The 14,765-nt window shown below is 76.1% G+C and carries 13 protein-coding genes; 8 read left to right on the plus strand and 5 right to left on the minus strand.

Annotated elements, in window-relative coordinates; all coding sequences use genetic code 11:
• The first annotated feature begins 80 nt into the window (after nt 1–80).
• Both J116_RS23500 and J116_RS23505 read left to right on the plus strand, forming a co-directional pair.
• Nucleotides 81–638 carry a helix-turn-helix domain-containing protein gene (locus J116_RS23500; RefSeq protein WP_023589536.1) on the plus strand — a complete coding sequence of 186 codons (558 nt, stop codon included), beginning with the start codon at nt 81–83 and terminating at the stop codon, nt 636–638.
• Complete coding sequence (locus tag J116_RS23505; protein WP_023589537.1) at nt 635–1,357, plus strand: helical backbone metal receptor; 723 nt, start codon at nt 635–637, stop codon at nt 1,355–1,357. The genes J116_RS23500 and J116_RS23505 overlap by 4 nt, the downstream gene beginning before the upstream one ends.
• On the opposite strand, the gene J116_RS23510 is transcribed toward J116_RS23505, so the two are convergent.
• The gene (locus J116_RS23510; protein WP_023589538.1) at nt 1,284–2,582 is read right to left on the minus strand and encodes an SLAC1 family transporter; all 1,299 of its coding nucleotides are present in this window, start codon (nt 2,580–2,582) and stop codon (nt 1,284–1,286) included. The two genes, J116_RS23505 and J116_RS23510, sit on opposite strands and share 74 nt — an antisense overlap.
• Nucleotides 2,583–2,652: 70 nt before the next feature.
• Between J116_RS23510 and J116_RS23515 the strand changes: the two genes are divergently transcribed.
• The gene (locus tag J116_RS23515) at nt 2,653–3,555 is read left to right on the plus strand and encodes a LysR family transcriptional regulator (RefSeq protein WP_023589539.1); all 903 of its coding nucleotides are present in this window, start codon (nt 2,653–2,655) and stop codon (nt 3,553–3,555) included.
• 94 nt (nt 3,556–3,649) lie between these two features.
• Here the strand turns inward: J116_RS23515 and J116_RS23520 are convergent, their stop codons facing one another.
• From J116_RS23520 to J116_RS23530, 3 genes are all read right to left on the minus strand, one after another.
• A complete protein-coding gene (locus tag J116_RS23520; RefSeq protein ID WP_023589540.1) occupies nt 3,650–4,339 on the minus strand; it encodes a gamma-glutamyl-gamma-aminobutyrate hydrolase family protein in 690 nt (229 codons plus the stop codon).
• A 68-nt stretch (nt 4,340–4,407) separates the two neighbouring features.
• Nucleotides 4,408–5,892, minus strand: coding sequence for an ethanolamine permease (eat, locus tag J116_RS23525; RefSeq protein WP_023589541.1), 1,485 nt, complete (start codon nt 5,890–5,892; stop codon nt 4,408–4,410).
• 319 nt (nt 5,893–6,211) lie between these two features.
• Nucleotides 6,212–6,943 (minus strand): FadR/GntR family transcriptional regulator, encoded by a 732-nt coding sequence (locus tag J116_RS23530; protein WP_023589542.1) that lies wholly within the window; start codon nt 6,941–6,943, stop codon nt 6,212–6,214.
• Nucleotides 6,944–7,018: 75 nt separating this feature from the next.
• Between J116_RS23530 and J116_RS23535 the strand changes: the two genes are divergently transcribed.
• Genes J116_RS23535 through J116_RS23550 form a run of 4 tightly spaced genes read left to right on the plus strand, consistent with a single transcriptional unit; the run spans nt 7,019 to nt 11,572 of the window.
• A complete protein-coding gene (locus J116_RS23535) occupies nt 7,019–8,395 on the plus strand; it encodes a glutamine synthetase family protein (protein WP_023589543.1) in 1,377 nt (458 codons plus the stop codon).
• A gap of 7 nt (nt 8,396–8,402) precedes the next feature.
• On the plus strand, nt 8,403–9,767 hold the full coding sequence (locus J116_RS23540) for an aldehyde dehydrogenase family protein (protein ID WP_023589544.1): 1,365 nt from the start codon (nt 8,403–8,405) through the stop codon (nt 9,765–9,767).
• 4 nt (nt 9,768–9,771) lie between these two features.
• Nucleotides 9,772–10,617 carry a 3-oxoacyl-ACP reductase gene (locus J116_RS23545; RefSeq protein WP_023589545.1) on the plus strand — a complete coding sequence of 282 codons (846 nt, stop codon included), beginning with the start codon at nt 9,772–9,774 and terminating at the stop codon, nt 10,615–10,617.
• Between the two features lie 34 nt (nt 10,618–10,651).
• Nucleotides 10,652–11,572, plus strand: coding sequence for a DUF2510 domain-containing protein (locus J116_RS23550; protein ID WP_023589546.1), 921 nt, complete (start codon nt 10,652–10,654; stop codon nt 11,570–11,572).
• A gap of 230 nt (nt 11,573–11,802) precedes the next feature.
• Here J116_RS23550 and J116_RS23555 read toward each other — a convergent pair whose 3' ends face one another.
• Nucleotides 11,803–13,005 carry an amino acid deaminase/aldolase gene (locus J116_RS23555; protein ID WP_023589547.1) on the minus strand — a complete coding sequence of 401 codons (1,203 nt, stop codon included), beginning with the start codon at nt 13,003–13,005 and terminating at the stop codon, nt 11,803–11,805.
• A gap of 185 nt (nt 13,006–13,190) precedes the next feature.
• Between J116_RS23555 and J116_RS23560 the strand changes: the two genes are divergently transcribed.
• On the plus strand, nt 13,191–14,678 hold the full coding sequence (locus J116_RS23560) for a hypothetical protein (RefSeq protein ID WP_235617474.1): 1,488 nt from the start codon (nt 13,191–13,193) through the stop codon (nt 14,676–14,678).
• The last annotated feature ends 87 nt before the right edge of the window (nt 14,679–14,765 follow it).

Here is a 14,765-nt window from a genome sequence, read left to right on the forward strand (position 1 = left end):
AGAGCTTGGGCCGTTTGCGCTACTCGGTGGTACTCGCGCTGCGTAAGGTTGTCGGGAGAGGGAGGGAAGGGAGGGAAGACATGGACGACAAGGAAACTCCGCGGGTCGGCGCGGCCGTGCGCAGGAGGCGCAGGGCGCTGTCGCTGACCCTCGCCGCCGTCGCCGAGCGCAGCGGCCTGTCCGTGCCCTTTCTCAGCCAGATCGAGAACGAGCGCGCCCGTCCCAGCATGCGTTCCCTGGAGTGCATCGCCGACGCGCTGAAGACGACCGCCGTCGAGCTGCTCGACGCGGGTGACGCCGCCCGCACGGTCGATGTCGTCCGGGCCGCCGCGTACGCCGACGACCCGGGCGCCCCGACCGGTGTCCGCGCGCTGGTGCGCGGCGAGCACCAGATGCACGCCGACGAGTTCACCGGCGAGCACGACGCGGGCCGCGAACTGGTCCTCCGCAACGACGCCCTGCTGTACGTCGCCGACGGCACGGTGGAGGTGGAGGCCGAGGGCCGCGCCTACCGGCTGGAGCGCGGCGACACGCTGTACCTCTCCGGCGGGGTCCGCCACCGCTGGCGCGCCTCCGGCCCCGGCACGCGCGTCCTCGTCGTGTCCGTCGCGCCGCACATGGAGGCGACGGAGCAGTGACCCGCGTCGTGTCGCTGGTGCCGTCGCTCACCGAGGCCGTCGCGGTGTCCGCTCCCGGCGCCCTCGTGGGCCGTACGGACTGGTGCACGCACCCCGGGGGCCTCGACGCGCCCCGGATCGGCGGTACGAAGAACCCGGACGTGGCCGCCATCGTGGCGCTCCGCCCCGACCTCGTCGTCGCCAACGAGGAGGAGAACCGCCCCGACGACCTCGCCGCCCTGCGCGCCGCCGGACTCGACGTGCTGGTCACCGAGATCCGCGGCCTGGAGCAGGCGCTGCGGGAACTGGACCGGGTGCTGCGCGCCTGCGCGGTCCCCTCCCGGCCCCGCTGGCTGGACCAGGCCGAGGCCGCCTGGGCCGCCCTCGCCCCGGACGGGCCGCCCCGCAAGGCGGTCGTCCCCGTCTGGCGGCGGCCGTGGATGGTGCTGGGCCGGGACACGTTCGCCGGGGACCTGCTCGCCCGGCTGGGCGTCGCCAACGTGTACGCGGACCACCCGGAGCGCTACCCGCGCGTCCCGCTGGAGGAGCTGCGGGCCGCCGGGGCCGACCTGGTCGTCCTGCCCGACGAGCCGTACCGGTTCACCGCCGACGACGGGCCCGAGGCGTTCGACGGGCTGCCCGCCGCGCTGGTGGACGGGCGGTACCTCACCTGGTACGGGCCGTCGCTCGCCCGGGCGCCGGAGGCACTGGGGCAGGCGCTGCGGGCGGCGGTGCGCTGAGCGTCCTGTGGGGCGCGGTGGACCGGGGGGCGCGGAGCGCACTGGGGGGCGTGGTGGGTGGTGCGTCGGGCGTGTGGGGGCGTGTGGTGGGCGGGGCGCCGGGTGTGGTGGGCGGTGTTGCGTCGGCCGCCGGTCCGGGTCCCGCGAGCAGCGTGCCGCCGAGCAGGCCCCGTACCGTCCCCGTCGCCGCCGCCAGCCAGCCCGCGACCAGCACCGCGTACAGCGCCAGCGCCGCTCCGTCGAGCACCACGAGACCCGTGAGCCGCCCCAGCCCCTCCAGCCCCGTCACACAGGTCCCGACCGGGAACGTGAACGCCCACCACGCCAGCGAGAAGCCCATCCCGCGCCGCCGCGCCCGCACCACCAGCGCCCCGGCCAGCGCCAGCCACAGCAGCGCGAAGCCGAGCACCGGCAGCCCGTACGCCACGGCGAGCCCACGCCCGTACGGCACCCACGGCGCCGCCTCCGCGAGAGCCGCCGCCGCCGTGACCGACTGTCCCAGCGGGCCCAGGACCAGCAGCAGTGCCGGGGTCGCGGCCGGCGCGGGAGGACCGGCCGTCACCAGGCGGGCGAAGACCGGCGGCACGATGAGCAGCGCCGCCAGCAGGCTCATCCCGAACATGCCGTGGCACGCCGCGAGCAGCGCGCCCCGCGCCTGGCCCTCCGGCACGTGCGGGGCGAGCAGCGGTCCCGACGCCGCCGACACCATGGGCGCGACGACCGGGAGCAGCCACACGGGGGACGGCGCCTCGATGGGGTGCCGCACCACCATCAGGTACGGCACGCCGACCGCGACCACCAGGCCGGTCACCGTGCCCGCCGCCCAGAGCGCGGCGCCCAGCGCCACCGCGGGGCCCGCGCCGAGCCAGTCCCGCCCGACGATCAGCGCCCCGCCCCCGACGGAGGTCAGCGCCATGGCGAGGCACCCGTAGAACGGCGCGACCGCCGGGTCCAGCAGGTGCGCCCGCGCCTGGCCGGGGTGGCGCGCCCAGTGCGCGGCCCGGGCGGCCAGCAGCACGGCGAGCGTCAGCAGGGCCGCCGCCCACAGCGCCGTACAGGCCGTGCGCAGGCCCGGCACGGCACCGTGCGGGCCGAGTCCGGCGCCCGCGGTGCCGACGATGCCGGTGCCCATCACCGCCGCGTAGTACTGCGGGCCCAGGTGGCGCAGGGCGGCGGCACGGGAGGCGGGGAGCGGGCGGGGCGCGGGGTGGACGACAGTGGCCATGGAGCCACCTTCGCCGGGAGGGGCACCCCCGACCAGGGACCTTTCCTCTATGGCCCCATAAGCTGGGTTTATGAGCCTCTCGCATCGAGTGCCCGACCTCGGAGCCCTGGAGCTGCTGCTCGCCGTCGCGCGGCACGGCAGCCTCGGCCGGGCCGCGCGCGAGGTCGGGATCACGCAGCCCGCCGCCAGCGGCCGCATCCGCTCCATGGAACGTCAGCTCGGCGTCGCCCTCGTGGACCGGTCGCCGCGCGGCTCCCGGCTCACCGCCGCGGGCGCGCTCGTCACCGACTGGGCGCGGCGGATCGTGGAGGCGGCGGAGGCGTTCGACGCGGGCGCCCAGGCGCTGCGGGACCGCCGGGACTCGCGGCTGCGGGTCGCCGCGTCGATGACCATCGCCGAGTACCTGCTGCCCGGCTGGCTGATCGCGCTGCGCGCCGAGCGGCCCGACACGGCCGTGTCGCTCCAGGCCGGGAACTCCGCCGCCGTCGCCGCGCTGCTCCTCGCCGGTGACGCGGACCTCGGGTACGTGGAGGGCCTCGCCGTCCCCGACGGGCTGGACGGCGTGGTCGTCGCCCGCGACCGGCTGGTCGTCGTCGCGGCGCCGTCCCACCGCTGGGCCCGCCGCCGCGCCCCGGTCACGCCCGCCGAACTGGCGGGAACACCGCTGGTGCTGCGCGAGTACGGCTCGGGGACCCGGCAGGTCCTCGACTCGGCGCTGGCCGCGCACGGGGGCCTCGCGGCGCCGCTCATGGAGCTGGCGTCCACGACGGCGGTGAAGGCGGCGGCCGTGAGCGGTGCGGGGCCGGCCGTCCTCAGCGAACTGGCGGTCAGCGAGGAGCTGGCGTCCCGCCGCCTGGCGGAAGTGCCGGTCGAGGGCGTGGAGCTGCGCCGGGCGCTGCGGGCCGTGTGGCCGACGGGGCCGCGCCCGACGGGGCCGGCGCGGGACCTGCTGTCCCTGTCACGGGCGCGCTGAGCTCGCGGCGCGCTGAGCGGTACGGGGAGGGGGCGTCGAGTCGTCCCGTACGCGCCTGGACCCCTACGGCGCGCGCCGACGCGGCCGGTACGCCTCAGCCCGTACGCCGTGCCGACGCCGCCCGCACCAGCCCCTCCATCACCCGCGGGTCGTCGCCCATCTCGGGGTGCCACTGCACGCCCAGCACCCAGGCGTCCGGCACTTCGACCGCCTCCACCGTGCCGTCCTCGGCGTACGCGCAGGGCACGAGGCCCGCGCCCAGCCGCTCCACCGCCTGGTGGTGGTAGGTCGGCACCTCCACCGCCTCCGGCACCAGCGTCCCGTACCGCGTCCCCGGCACCGGCTTCACCATGTGCCGCCCGAGTACGCCGACCCCGCCCGTGTGCCCCTCCAGGTGCTGGACGAGTGTCCCGCCGAGGGCGACGTTCAGCAGCTGCATGCCGCGGCAGATGCCCAGCAGCGGGACGCCCGCCGCCAGGGCCGCGCCGACCAGGGCCAGCTCCCACGCGTCGCGCTCGGGCGCGGGCGGGCCGGTCCTCGGGTCGCGCGCGGCCCCGTACCGTACGGGATCGACATCGGCGCCGCCCGCGATCACCAGCCCGTCCAGCCGGGCCACCATCCCGGCCGCCGCGTCCGCCGCGTCCGGCGGGAGCAGCGCGGCGAGCCCGCCCGCCGACCGCACCAGCCCGGGGTACGCGGCCGGCAGCAGCGCGGCGGGCAGCTCCCACACGCCCCACCGCGCGGAGTCGAGGTACGTCGTCACACCGATGAGCGGCCTGTCCACGCGCGCGCCTCCTTTCGGTCCCCGGCCCGGATCGGCCCCGGCCCGGCTCGGCCCCTGTCCAGTCCGGCTCAGCCCCGGCGCAGTTCGGCCTCGGCGGCGGCCAGCGCCGCGAACTCCTCCTCCGGCGCGCTCGCCACCAGACGGTGCCGACTGTAGAGCGCGAAGTACACGACGGCGACCGCGTACACCGCGAGCGCGAGACCCGCCGCCACCACGTCCACCAGGAACGTCGCCACCAGCGCGGCCAGCGCCAGCACCAGCGCCACCGAGGAGGTCACCACCCCGCCCGGTGTGCGGTACGGCCGCTCCAGGCCCGGTTCGCGGCGCCGCAGCACGATGTGGGACAGCGCCATCAGGGCGTACGAGATGGTCGCGCCGAAGACGGCGACGTTCAGCATCCGCGCCCCGTTCCCGGTCCCGGCCGCCAGAGCGAAGCCGATCCCGCCGGGGATCAGCAGCCCCAGGTACGGCGCCTTGCGGCGGCTCGTCAGCGACAGGAACCGCGGCAGGTACCCGGCGCGGGACAGGGCGAACAGCTGCCGGGACCCCGCGTAGATCAGCGAGAAGAACGAGGCGACCAGGCCCGCGAGGCCCGCGTAGTTCACGAACCGGCTCAGCGGCGTCGGCCCGCCCTCCCCTTCCAGGGCCACGACCAGCGGGTTCCCGGCGTCCTGGACGGCGGCGGCGCCCCGTGCCCCGGTCGCCGCCAGGAACGTCACCACGGCCAGCACCGCCAGTACGCCCATCGACAGCGCCAGCGCCCTGGGCATCGACCTGACCGGGTCCTTCGCCTCCTCGGCGGCGAGCGGCACGCCCTCCACTCCCAGGAAGAACCACATCCCGAACGGGAACGCCGCCCAGATCCCCAGCAGCCCGAACGGCAGCCACGAGTTCGCCCCGAACGCGGCCGCGTCCACAGGGATGTCGTTCAGCCGGTCCACCCGGAACTCGGTGAACGCGCCCACCGCGAAGATCAGCAGCGCCACCACCGCGACCGCCGTCACGACGAGGCTGAAGCGCAGCGCCTCGCCCACGCCCCACAGGTGGATGCCGATGAAGAGGGCGAAGCAGACCAGGTACACGGGCCAGCCGGACTCCAGGCCGAACAGGCCGAGCGACTCGACGTAGTCGCCGATGAAGATGGAGATCGCGGCGGGGGCGAGGACGTACTCGATGAGGATCGCCGTCCCGGTGAGGAAGCCGCCCCAGGTGCCGAGCGCGCGCCGGGCGAAGCCGTAGCCGCCGCCCGCGGCGGGCAGGATCGCGGACAGCTCGGCCAGCGCGAAGACGAGGCACGCGTACATCACGCCCATCACGAGCATGGCGAGGGCGAGACCGCCGAAGCCGCCCTCGGCGAGACCGATGTTCCAGCCGGAGTAGTCGCCCGAGACGACGTACCCGACGCCGAGTCCGGTGAGCAGCAGCCAGCCGGCGCTGCCCCGCCGCAGCGCGCGGCGCTTCAGGTAGTCGTCGGAGGCGGCCCCGGCGCGCGGGGGCGCCGCCCGCCCGGGTGAGGCGCCCGAGGTGTCTCCCGAGGTGTCTTCCAGCGTCATGGCGGCGTCAGCTCCCGGCGTCGGGTCGAGCCCAATGGAATGGCCCCATACCTTTGCGGTGCCGCGCGCCGGGCGCAAGCCCTTGAACGTCACCTTCACCGAAACGCCCCGCCACGGCCACCGCCCGCCCGGCACCGCCCCCCGACGGCAAGGCCCGCCAGGAAGCGTCCGCGCCCCCGCCACCGCCCACCCCACATCGCCCAGCCGCCGACAAGCGCCCGCCAACAAGCGCCCCCTGGCCAGAGCCCGGCCAGAGCCCGCCGGCAAGCGCCCCCCGGTCAGAGCCCCCCGACAAGCGCCCCCGTGCCCGAAGCCCCGCCTACGCCAGGAACCCCCGCAGCAGCGCCGCCGTCCCCGCGCAGTGCTCGCGCGCCACCTCCCGCGCGCCCTCCGCGTCGCCGTCCAGCACCGCCTCCACCAGCGCGTCGTGCTGGTGCTGGGCGTGCTCCAGGTTCCGTACGAGCAGCGGTATGCAGTCCAGAAGGTCGTTCACGGTCGCCCTGACCGCCGCGTACCGCTCGGTCAGCGTCGACGAGCCGGACAGCTCCGCCAGCGTCAGGTGCAGCAGCGTGTCCTGGCGCCGGTAGTCGTCCAGCGGCGCGTCGCGCGTGGCCCGCAGCGCCGCCCGCAGCCGCTCCGCTTCCCCCTCCGTCAGGCCGCGCGCCGCGCACAGCCCGGCCGCGCCCGTCTCCAGCACCTCCCGGAACAGCAGGACGTCCTGGAGGTCCACCGCCGCTGTCCGGCGCCGCAGCTCCTGGGCCGCGCCCGCCCCCCGGTCCGGCGGGCGCAGCACGAACGTTCCGCCGTACCGGCCGCGCCGGCTCTCCACCAGGCCCTGCTCCTGGAGCACCCTGAGCACCTCGCGCAGTGTGACCCGGCTGATGCCCATCCGCTCCGAGAGCTCCCGCTCGGCCGGCAGCCGCTCCCCGGCGGGCACCAGGCCGAGCCGCACCACCTGGAGGATCTGTTCCAGCGCCTCCTCGAACCCGTTGCCCGCCCGCACCGGCCGCAGCACCGGTGTCAGCCGATCGGATGCGCGGTCCCTCGCCATGCGGCCGCCCCCTTCCCCTCAAAGGTCTATGGGAATACCTTATGGCTCCCGGCTGACCCAAGGAGGACCCACCCCGTGGCAGACCGAACACCCCCGCTCCCCGTCGGCGACCTGCGCGCCCTCGTCGCGAGCGGCGAGATCGACACCGTCGTCCTGGCCTTCCCCGACATGCAGGGCAGACTCCAGGGCAAGCGGTTCGCGGCCCCCTTCTTCCTCGACGAGGTGCTGGAGCACGGCACCGAGGGCTGCAACTACCTGCTCGCCGTGGACGCCGACATGAACACCGTCGACGGCTACGCCATGTCCTCCTGGTCCACCGGCTACGGCGACTTCGCCCTCCGCCCCGACCCCGCCACGCTCCGCCGTATCCCCTGGCACCCCGGTACGGCGCTCCTCCTCGCCGACCTCGCCTGGCACGACGGCACCCCCGTCACCGCCGCGCCCCGCCAGATCCTCCGCCGCCAGCTCGACCGGCTCGCCGCCCACGGCTACACCGCGCAGGTCGGCACGGAGCTGGAGTTCATCGTCTTCAAGGACACCTACGAGCAGGCGTGGGACGCCCACTACCGGGGCCTCACCCCCGCCAACCAGTACAACGTCGACTACTCGATCCTCGGCACCGGCCGCGTCGAACCGCTCCTGCGCCGCATCCGCACCGAGATGGCCGGGGCCGGGCTGACCGTCGAGTCCGCCAAGGGCGAGTGCAACCCCGGCCAGCACGAGATCGCCTTCCGCTACGACGAGGCCCTCACCACCTGCGACCACCACGCCCTCTACAAGACCGGCGCCAAGGAGATCGCCGCGCAGGAAGGCGTCTCCCTCACCTTCATGGCCAAGTACAACGAGCGCGAGGGCAACTCCTGCCACATCCACCTCTCGCTCACCGACGCCGACGGCCGGAACGTCATGGCCGGGGACGGCCCGCCCGGCACCCCGGCCGCCCTCTCACCCGTCATGCGCCACTTCCTCGCCGGGCAGCTCGCCGCGCTGCGCGAGTTCTCCCTGCTGTACGCGCCCCACATCAACTCCTACAAGCGGTTCCAGCCCGGCTCGTTCGCCCCCACCGCCGTCGCCTGGGGCCACGACAACCGCACCTGCTCCCTCCGCGTCGTCGGCCACGGCCGCTCCACCCGCTTCGAGAACCGCCTCCCCGGCGGCGACGTCAACCCGTACCTCGCCGTCGCCGGGCTCGTCGCCGCCGGGCTCCACGGCATCGAGCAGCGTCTCGAACTCCCCCCGCCCTGCACCGGCAACGCCTACACGGGCGACCACGCGCACGTCCCCACCACGCTGCGCGAGGCCGCCGAGCTGTGGGAGTCCAGCACCCTCGCCAAGGCCGCCTTCGGCGACGACGTCGTCGCCCACTACCTGAACATGGCCCGCGTCGAGCTAGCCGCCTTCGACGCAGCCGTCACCGACTGGGAACTGCGCCGCTCCTTCGAACGCATGTGAGGCCGACTTGACCGCCGAGCTCCACGTCCTGAACCCCGCGACCGGCGGACGGATCGCCACCGTCCCCGCCACCACCGCCGACGGCGTGGACGCCGCCGTCACCCGCGCCACCCGCGCCCAGCGCGCCTGGGCGGCCGCCGCCCCCGCCGACCGCGCCCGTCTCCTGCGCCGCTTCGCCACCACCGTGGACGCCCATCTGGAGGAGCTGGCCCACCTGGAGGTCCGCGAGGCCGGACACACGATCGGCAACGCCCGCTGGGAGGCGGGCAACGTCCGCGACCTGCTCGACTACGCGGCCGGGGGAGTGGAGCGGCTGACCGGCCGTCAGATCCCCGTACCCGGCGGGGTGGACGTCACCTTCCTCGAACCCCTCGGCGTGGTCGGCGTCATCGCCCCGTGGAACTTCCCCATGCCGATCGCCGCCTGGGGCGCCGCCCCCGCCCTCGCCGCGGGCAACGCCGTCCTCCTCAAACCCGCCGAGACGACCCCCCTCACCGCGCTCCGCCTCGCCGAACTCGCCCTCGACGCCGGCCTGCCCGAGCACCTCTTCCAGGTGCTCCCCGGCGAAGGAGCCGTCGCGGGCGCCGCCCTCGTCGAACACCCCGGCGTCGCCAAGATCGTCTTCACGGGTTCGGTACGCGTCGGCAAGGGCGTCATGGCCCGGTGCGCCGACCGCGTCAAGCGCGTCACCCTCGAACTGGGCGGCAAGAGCCCCAACATCGTCTTCGCCGACGCCGACATCGAGGCCGCCGCCCTGTCCGCCCCCATGGCGTTCCTCGACAACGCCGGGCAGGACTGCTGCGCCCGCACCCGCGTCCTCGTCCAGCGCACCGCGTACGACCGGTTCCTGGAGCTCCTCGCGCCCGCGCTGGAGAAGGTCGTCGTCGGAGACCCGGCCGACGAGCAGACCCAGATGGGCCCGCTCATCTCCCGCGCCCAGCTCGACCGCGTACGGTCCTACGTCCCCGACGACGCCGAAGCCCTGCGCGGCAGCGCCCCCGAGGGCCCCGGCTTCTGGTACCCGCCGACCGTCCTCACCGGCCTCGCCCCCGACGCGCCCGCCGCCACGGAGGAGGTCTTCGGCCCCGTCGCCGTGGTCCTGCCCTTCGAGGACGAGGACGACGCCGTACGCCTGGCCAACGCCACCGACTACGGCCTGTCCGGCTCCCTGTGGACCCGGGACGTGGGCCGCGCCCTGCGGGTCTCCCGCGCGGTCCAGGCGGGCAACCTCTCCGTCAACTCCCACTCCAGCGTCCGCTACTGGACCCCGTTCGGCGGCTTCAAGCAGTCCGGCGTGGGCCGCGAGCTGGGGCCCGACGCCCTCACCGCGTTCACCGAGACCAAGAACGTCTTCATCAGCACGGAAGGCTGACCCGATGACCGAGCCCATCGACCTGACGACCGTCACCACCCCGACCGCCCCCGCCACGGCCCCTGACATCCCCGACGCACCCGTCTGCCGCCGCCTCGTCGGCCGTACCGCCGTCGTCACCGGCGCGGGCAGCGGTATCGGCCTCGCCTCCGCCCGTCGTCTCGCCTCGGAGGGGGCCCGCGTGGTGTGCGGTGACATCGACGAGACGGCGGGCAAGGCCGCCGCCGAGGAGGTGGGGGGACTGTTCGTACGGGTCGACGTCACCGATCCCGGGCAGGTCGAGGCGCTGTTCCGCGCCGCGTACGACACGTACGGCAGTGTGGACGTGGCCTTCAACAACGCCGGGATCTCCCCGCCCGACGACGACTCCATCCTGGAGACCGGCCTGGAGGCGTGGAAGCGTGTCCAGGAGGTCAACCTCACCTCCGTCTACCTGTGCTGCAAGGCCGCCATCCCCTACATGCGCCGCCAGGGCCGGGGCTCGATCATCAACACCGCCTCGTTCGTGGCCCGTATGGGCGCCGCGACCTCGCAGATCTCCTACACCGCGTCCAAGGGCGGTGTGCTGGCGATGTCCCGCGAGCTGGGCGTGCAGTTCGCCCGCGAGGGCATCCGCGTCAACGCCCTGTGCCCCGGCCCCGTCAACACCCCGCTCCTGCGGGAGCTGTTCGCCAAGGACCCCGAGCGGGCCGCGCGCCGCCTGGTCCACATCCCGCTGGGCCGGTTCGCGGAAGCCGAGGAGATCGCCGCCGCCGTCGCGTTCCTCGCCAGCGACGACGCCTCCTTCGTCAACGCCACCGACTTCCTCGTGGACGGCGGCATCTCCGGCGCCTACGTCACCCCGCTCTGACCGCGCCCGAGGACCGGGTCACTACCCTGGGCGCATGAGCATGACGACTCCGCCGGGCTGGTACCCGGACCCGGCCGTCCCCGCGGTGGAACGCTGGTGGGACGGCACCGCGTGGACCGCGCACACCCGCCCGGCGGGGACCGTCACGCAGCCCGCGGCGGTCGTCGTCCCCCCGAAGCGGTTCGGCGGCCGGGGCGTCCAGGTCGCCGTCGCGGCGCTCGTCGTGGCGGCGGTCGTGGCCGCCGTGGTCCTCCTCCGCCCCGGCGGCGACGAGGCCCCGGACGCCGGACCGGCGCCCGCCTCCACGGGGCCCACGGCACCCGCCCCCGCGGCGCCCGCCACGCCGAGCCCGGCGGCCGAGCCGTCCGCCGCCCCGTCCGAGGACGGCACCGTCCTCACCGACCAGCTCAACGGCATCACCCTGCCCATCCCGGACGGCTGGGAGAAGGACCGGACCGGCATCGGCCAGGCCCCGACCATGGTCACGGCCGACGACCACCAGTGCCCCAACAGCACCCGCTACTGCCGCCCCGGCCGCGTCCTGTCCCGCACCCTCGCCTCCGCCGCCCCCACCCACAAGGCGATGGCCGAGGCGGACATCGCCGAGGCCGCCGAGCAGCTGTACGGGGAGGACATCCTGGGCCACAACCCGTACGGCGGCGTCAAGTCCCACCAGGTCGTCGCCGCCCGGGAGGCCGTCGTCGCGGGCCGCACCGGCTACCTCGTCCGCTGGCGGGTCACCACCGGCAAGGGCCCCGGCGGGTACGTCCAGTCGCTGGTCTTCCCGTCCCCGGGCGGTGTCGAGCAGCCCGTCGCCGTACGGTTCGCCTTCGACGCCGGGCCGGAGGGGCCGCCGCTCTCCGTCATGGACGAGATCGTCCGGGGCATCCGCCCCGTCGGCAGCTCCACCGGCGGCGGCGTCGGCAGCAGCATCGCCCCGCGCGGCAACGGCTGAACTCCGGCACCCCCGGCAACGGCTGACGGGGCCGCTCAGCCGGCACGGGCCCGGTCCCGCCGCGGGCGACCCGGTCCCGCCCGGTCCCGCCGCGGGCGACCCGGTCCCGCCCGGTCCCGCCGCGGGCGACCCGGTCCCGCCCGGTCCCGCCGCGGGCGACCCGGCCCCGCCCGGTCCCGCCGCGGGCGCCCCGGTCCCGCCCGGTCCCGCCGCGGGCGCGCCGGGCCCGCCTACAGGAACGTCCGGCCCTCGCCGCGATACGTCGGCACGGCATTCGTCACCCGGTCGCCCTCCACCAGGTGCAGCCGGTCGAACCGCTCGCACAGCTCGCCCGCCTTTGCGTGCCGGAACCACACCTTGTCGCCGATCAGCAGGTCGTCGGCGGCCGACCCCAGGAGCGGCGTCTGCACCTCGCCCGCGCCCTCCATCGGGTCGTACCGCAGTCCCTCAGGCAGGTACGGAACGGGCAGCCGGTCCCGGCCCGCCGCACCCGACGCCGGGTAGCCGCCGCCCAGCACCGTCACGACGCCCACACCGGGCCGCCGCACCACCGGCTGCGCGAACAGGGCGGCGGGCCTGCCGCTGAACGACGTGTAGTCGTCGAACAGCCGCGGCACGTACAGCCCCGACCCGGCCGCGACCTCCGTCACCGCCGCCTCGGCCGCCGTGTGCTGCACGCTCCCGGTCCCGCCGCCGTTGACGAACTCCAGGTCCGGCGCCACCGCCCGTACTGCCGCCACGACCGCCGCCCGCCGCCCGGCCAGCTCCCGCCGAGCCGCCGCCTGCATCACCCGCACCGCCCGCGACCGCAGCGGACGCCCCGCCACCGCGTCGCCGACACCCGCGACATGCCCCTCGTACGCCATGAGCCCCACCAGCCGGAAACCCGGCCGCCGCGCCACCGAGCGCGCCAGCTCCGCCAGTTCGGCCGGTCCCCGCAACGGCGAGCGGCGCGCGCCGACCCGTATCCGCCCGCCGAGCAGCCGCAGCGACGTGTCCAGCTCCAGGCAGACCCGCACCTCCTCCCGGCCGTCGCCGCGCGCAGCCTCGATCAGGTCGAGCTGCGCCGGGTCGTCCACCATCACCGTGACGGCGCGCGCGAGCTTCGGGTCGGCGGCCAGCTCGGCGAGACCGGCCCGGTCCGCCGTCGGGTACGCCAGCAGCACGTCGTCGAACCCGGCCCGCGCCAGCCACAGCGACTCGGGCAGGGTGAACGACATGACCCCGGCGAAGCCGGGCCTCGCCAGCACCCGCTCCAGCAGCGCCCGGCAGCGCAGCGACTTGCTCGCGACCCGTACCGGCTTGCCCCCGGCGCGGCGTACGAGGTCGTCGGCGTTGGCGTCGAAGGCGTCCAGATCGACGAGGGCGAGGGGGGCGTCGAGATGCGCGGTGGCCCGGTCGTAACGGGCCCGGTCGGCGGCACGGGGAGTCATGGGCCAGAGCGTGCCAGACCCCGCTACCGGGGGGTAGTGGTCGCGGACGGGACGTTCCGGTCAGATCCGTCCCGACCTGCGGCCGCGTTCCCGTGGGCCCGTCGGCAGCCTTTAGAGTGACGGCTACACGCCGGCGAACGGGCCTGCCCCGACGGCGTCTTCCGGTACGAGTACGAGGGGGGCGGATGAGCACCGAGGCACGGCGCCCCGCCCCGGCCCCTCGGCCGGAAGCCCCGGAGGAGACCACCACCCGCCTCCGCCCCATCCCGCCCCAGCCGGTCCCCGCGCCGGGCCGCCCCGGTACGGCGGCATCCGCACCCCGCCCGCACCGCGCCGCCCAGCCACCCGGCGACCGCCGCCCCGCCGCCCCCGGCCCCGGTGACGACCCCGTGCGTCCCGCGCCCGGCGAGCGGCCCTCCACGGCAGCCGTACGAGCGGACGCCACCACCAGCGCCCCCGCCCCGCCGAGCCCCACGGGTGCCGAAACCCCGGCGGAGGAGCGGGACGGAACCGTTCCCCGCCCGGTCGCGCCCGCCACCGCACCGCCCGCCCGGCGCCCCACGCCGGACGCCGGGCCCTCGGGCGTGCCCCCCCAGCGCCCCGCATCCGCCGACGAGCGTCCGGGCGGACCCACCGGCCCGGCCCCACGCGGCGCGGCGGCCCCTGCTCCCGCCCCCGCGCCCGGCGGGCGACGGCCGGACACACCCGTGCCCGAGGCCGCCGCCGTCCCTCCGCCGCCCGCGCAGCCCCCGTACGCGCCCACACCCCCCGCGCGGCCGCAGGCACCCCACGCGCGGCCCCCGCACCCGCCCGCGCCCCCCGCGCGGCCCCCGCACGCCTACTGGGCCGTGCCGCCCGAGACGCCGCGTGAGACGACCGTCCAGCTGCGGCCGGTCACCGCTCCCCGGCGCACCGGGCGCGTCGTGGCCGCCGCCGCGTGCCTGGTCCTCGGGCTGGGCCTCCTGGCGGGCGCCGCGGCCGGCACCTGGCTGCTCCAGGGACCCGACGACACCCCGGAACGCACCGCGTACACCGAGGCCGCCACCCTCTGGCACAGCACCCCCGTGGACACCCTCTTCCCGCGCACCCTCAACGGCGCCGGCGCCGGTCCGGGCGGAGCCGACCGCGCCTGGACGCGTGTCGCCGTCGCACCCGACGCGCCCTGCGCCACCGTGCTCCAGCCGCGGCTGGCTGCCACCCTCGGCCGCAGCGGCTGCCTGCGGGTCCTGCGCGCCACGTACACGGACGCCACCTCCAGCAGCGTCACCACCGTCGGCCTGGTCTTCATGGACACCGACCGCGCCGGGATGACCGCGCTCCACACCCGATTCACCGACGGCGGCCTCGACAAGAGCCCCGACCTCATACCGCCCGCGCACGCCGCCCCCGGCACGGTCGCCGCCCGCTTCGGCAACGCCCAGCGCGCCAGCTGGTACGTGAAGGTCCTCACCGAGGTCCCCGTCATCGTGTACGGCGTCTCCGGCTTCGCCGACGGCCGCGCCGTACCCCAGCCGCAGCCCGCCCCGCAGGCGATGGGCAAGGGCCAGACGACCGCCCCCGCACAGGCGGGGCTCGGCCACGAGGCGCACGGCATCGCGGACCGCGTGGAGAAGGGCCTGCGCACGACGGTCACCCGGGCCACGCAAGGGCCCGCGCGGAAGGGGAACCGGTGAAGCACACCAGCACCACCCGCACCACCGCCGTCCGCGGCCCGGCGAGCCCCACCAGTCGCCGCACCACCGCCGTCGCCGCGTACCCGG

It is taken from the genome of Streptomyces thermolilacinus SPC6 (genome assembly GCF_000478605.2).
In the GTDB taxonomy this organism is placed as follows: domain Bacteria; phylum Actinomycetota; class Actinomycetes; order Streptomycetales; family Streptomycetaceae; genus Streptomyces; species Streptomyces thermolilacinus.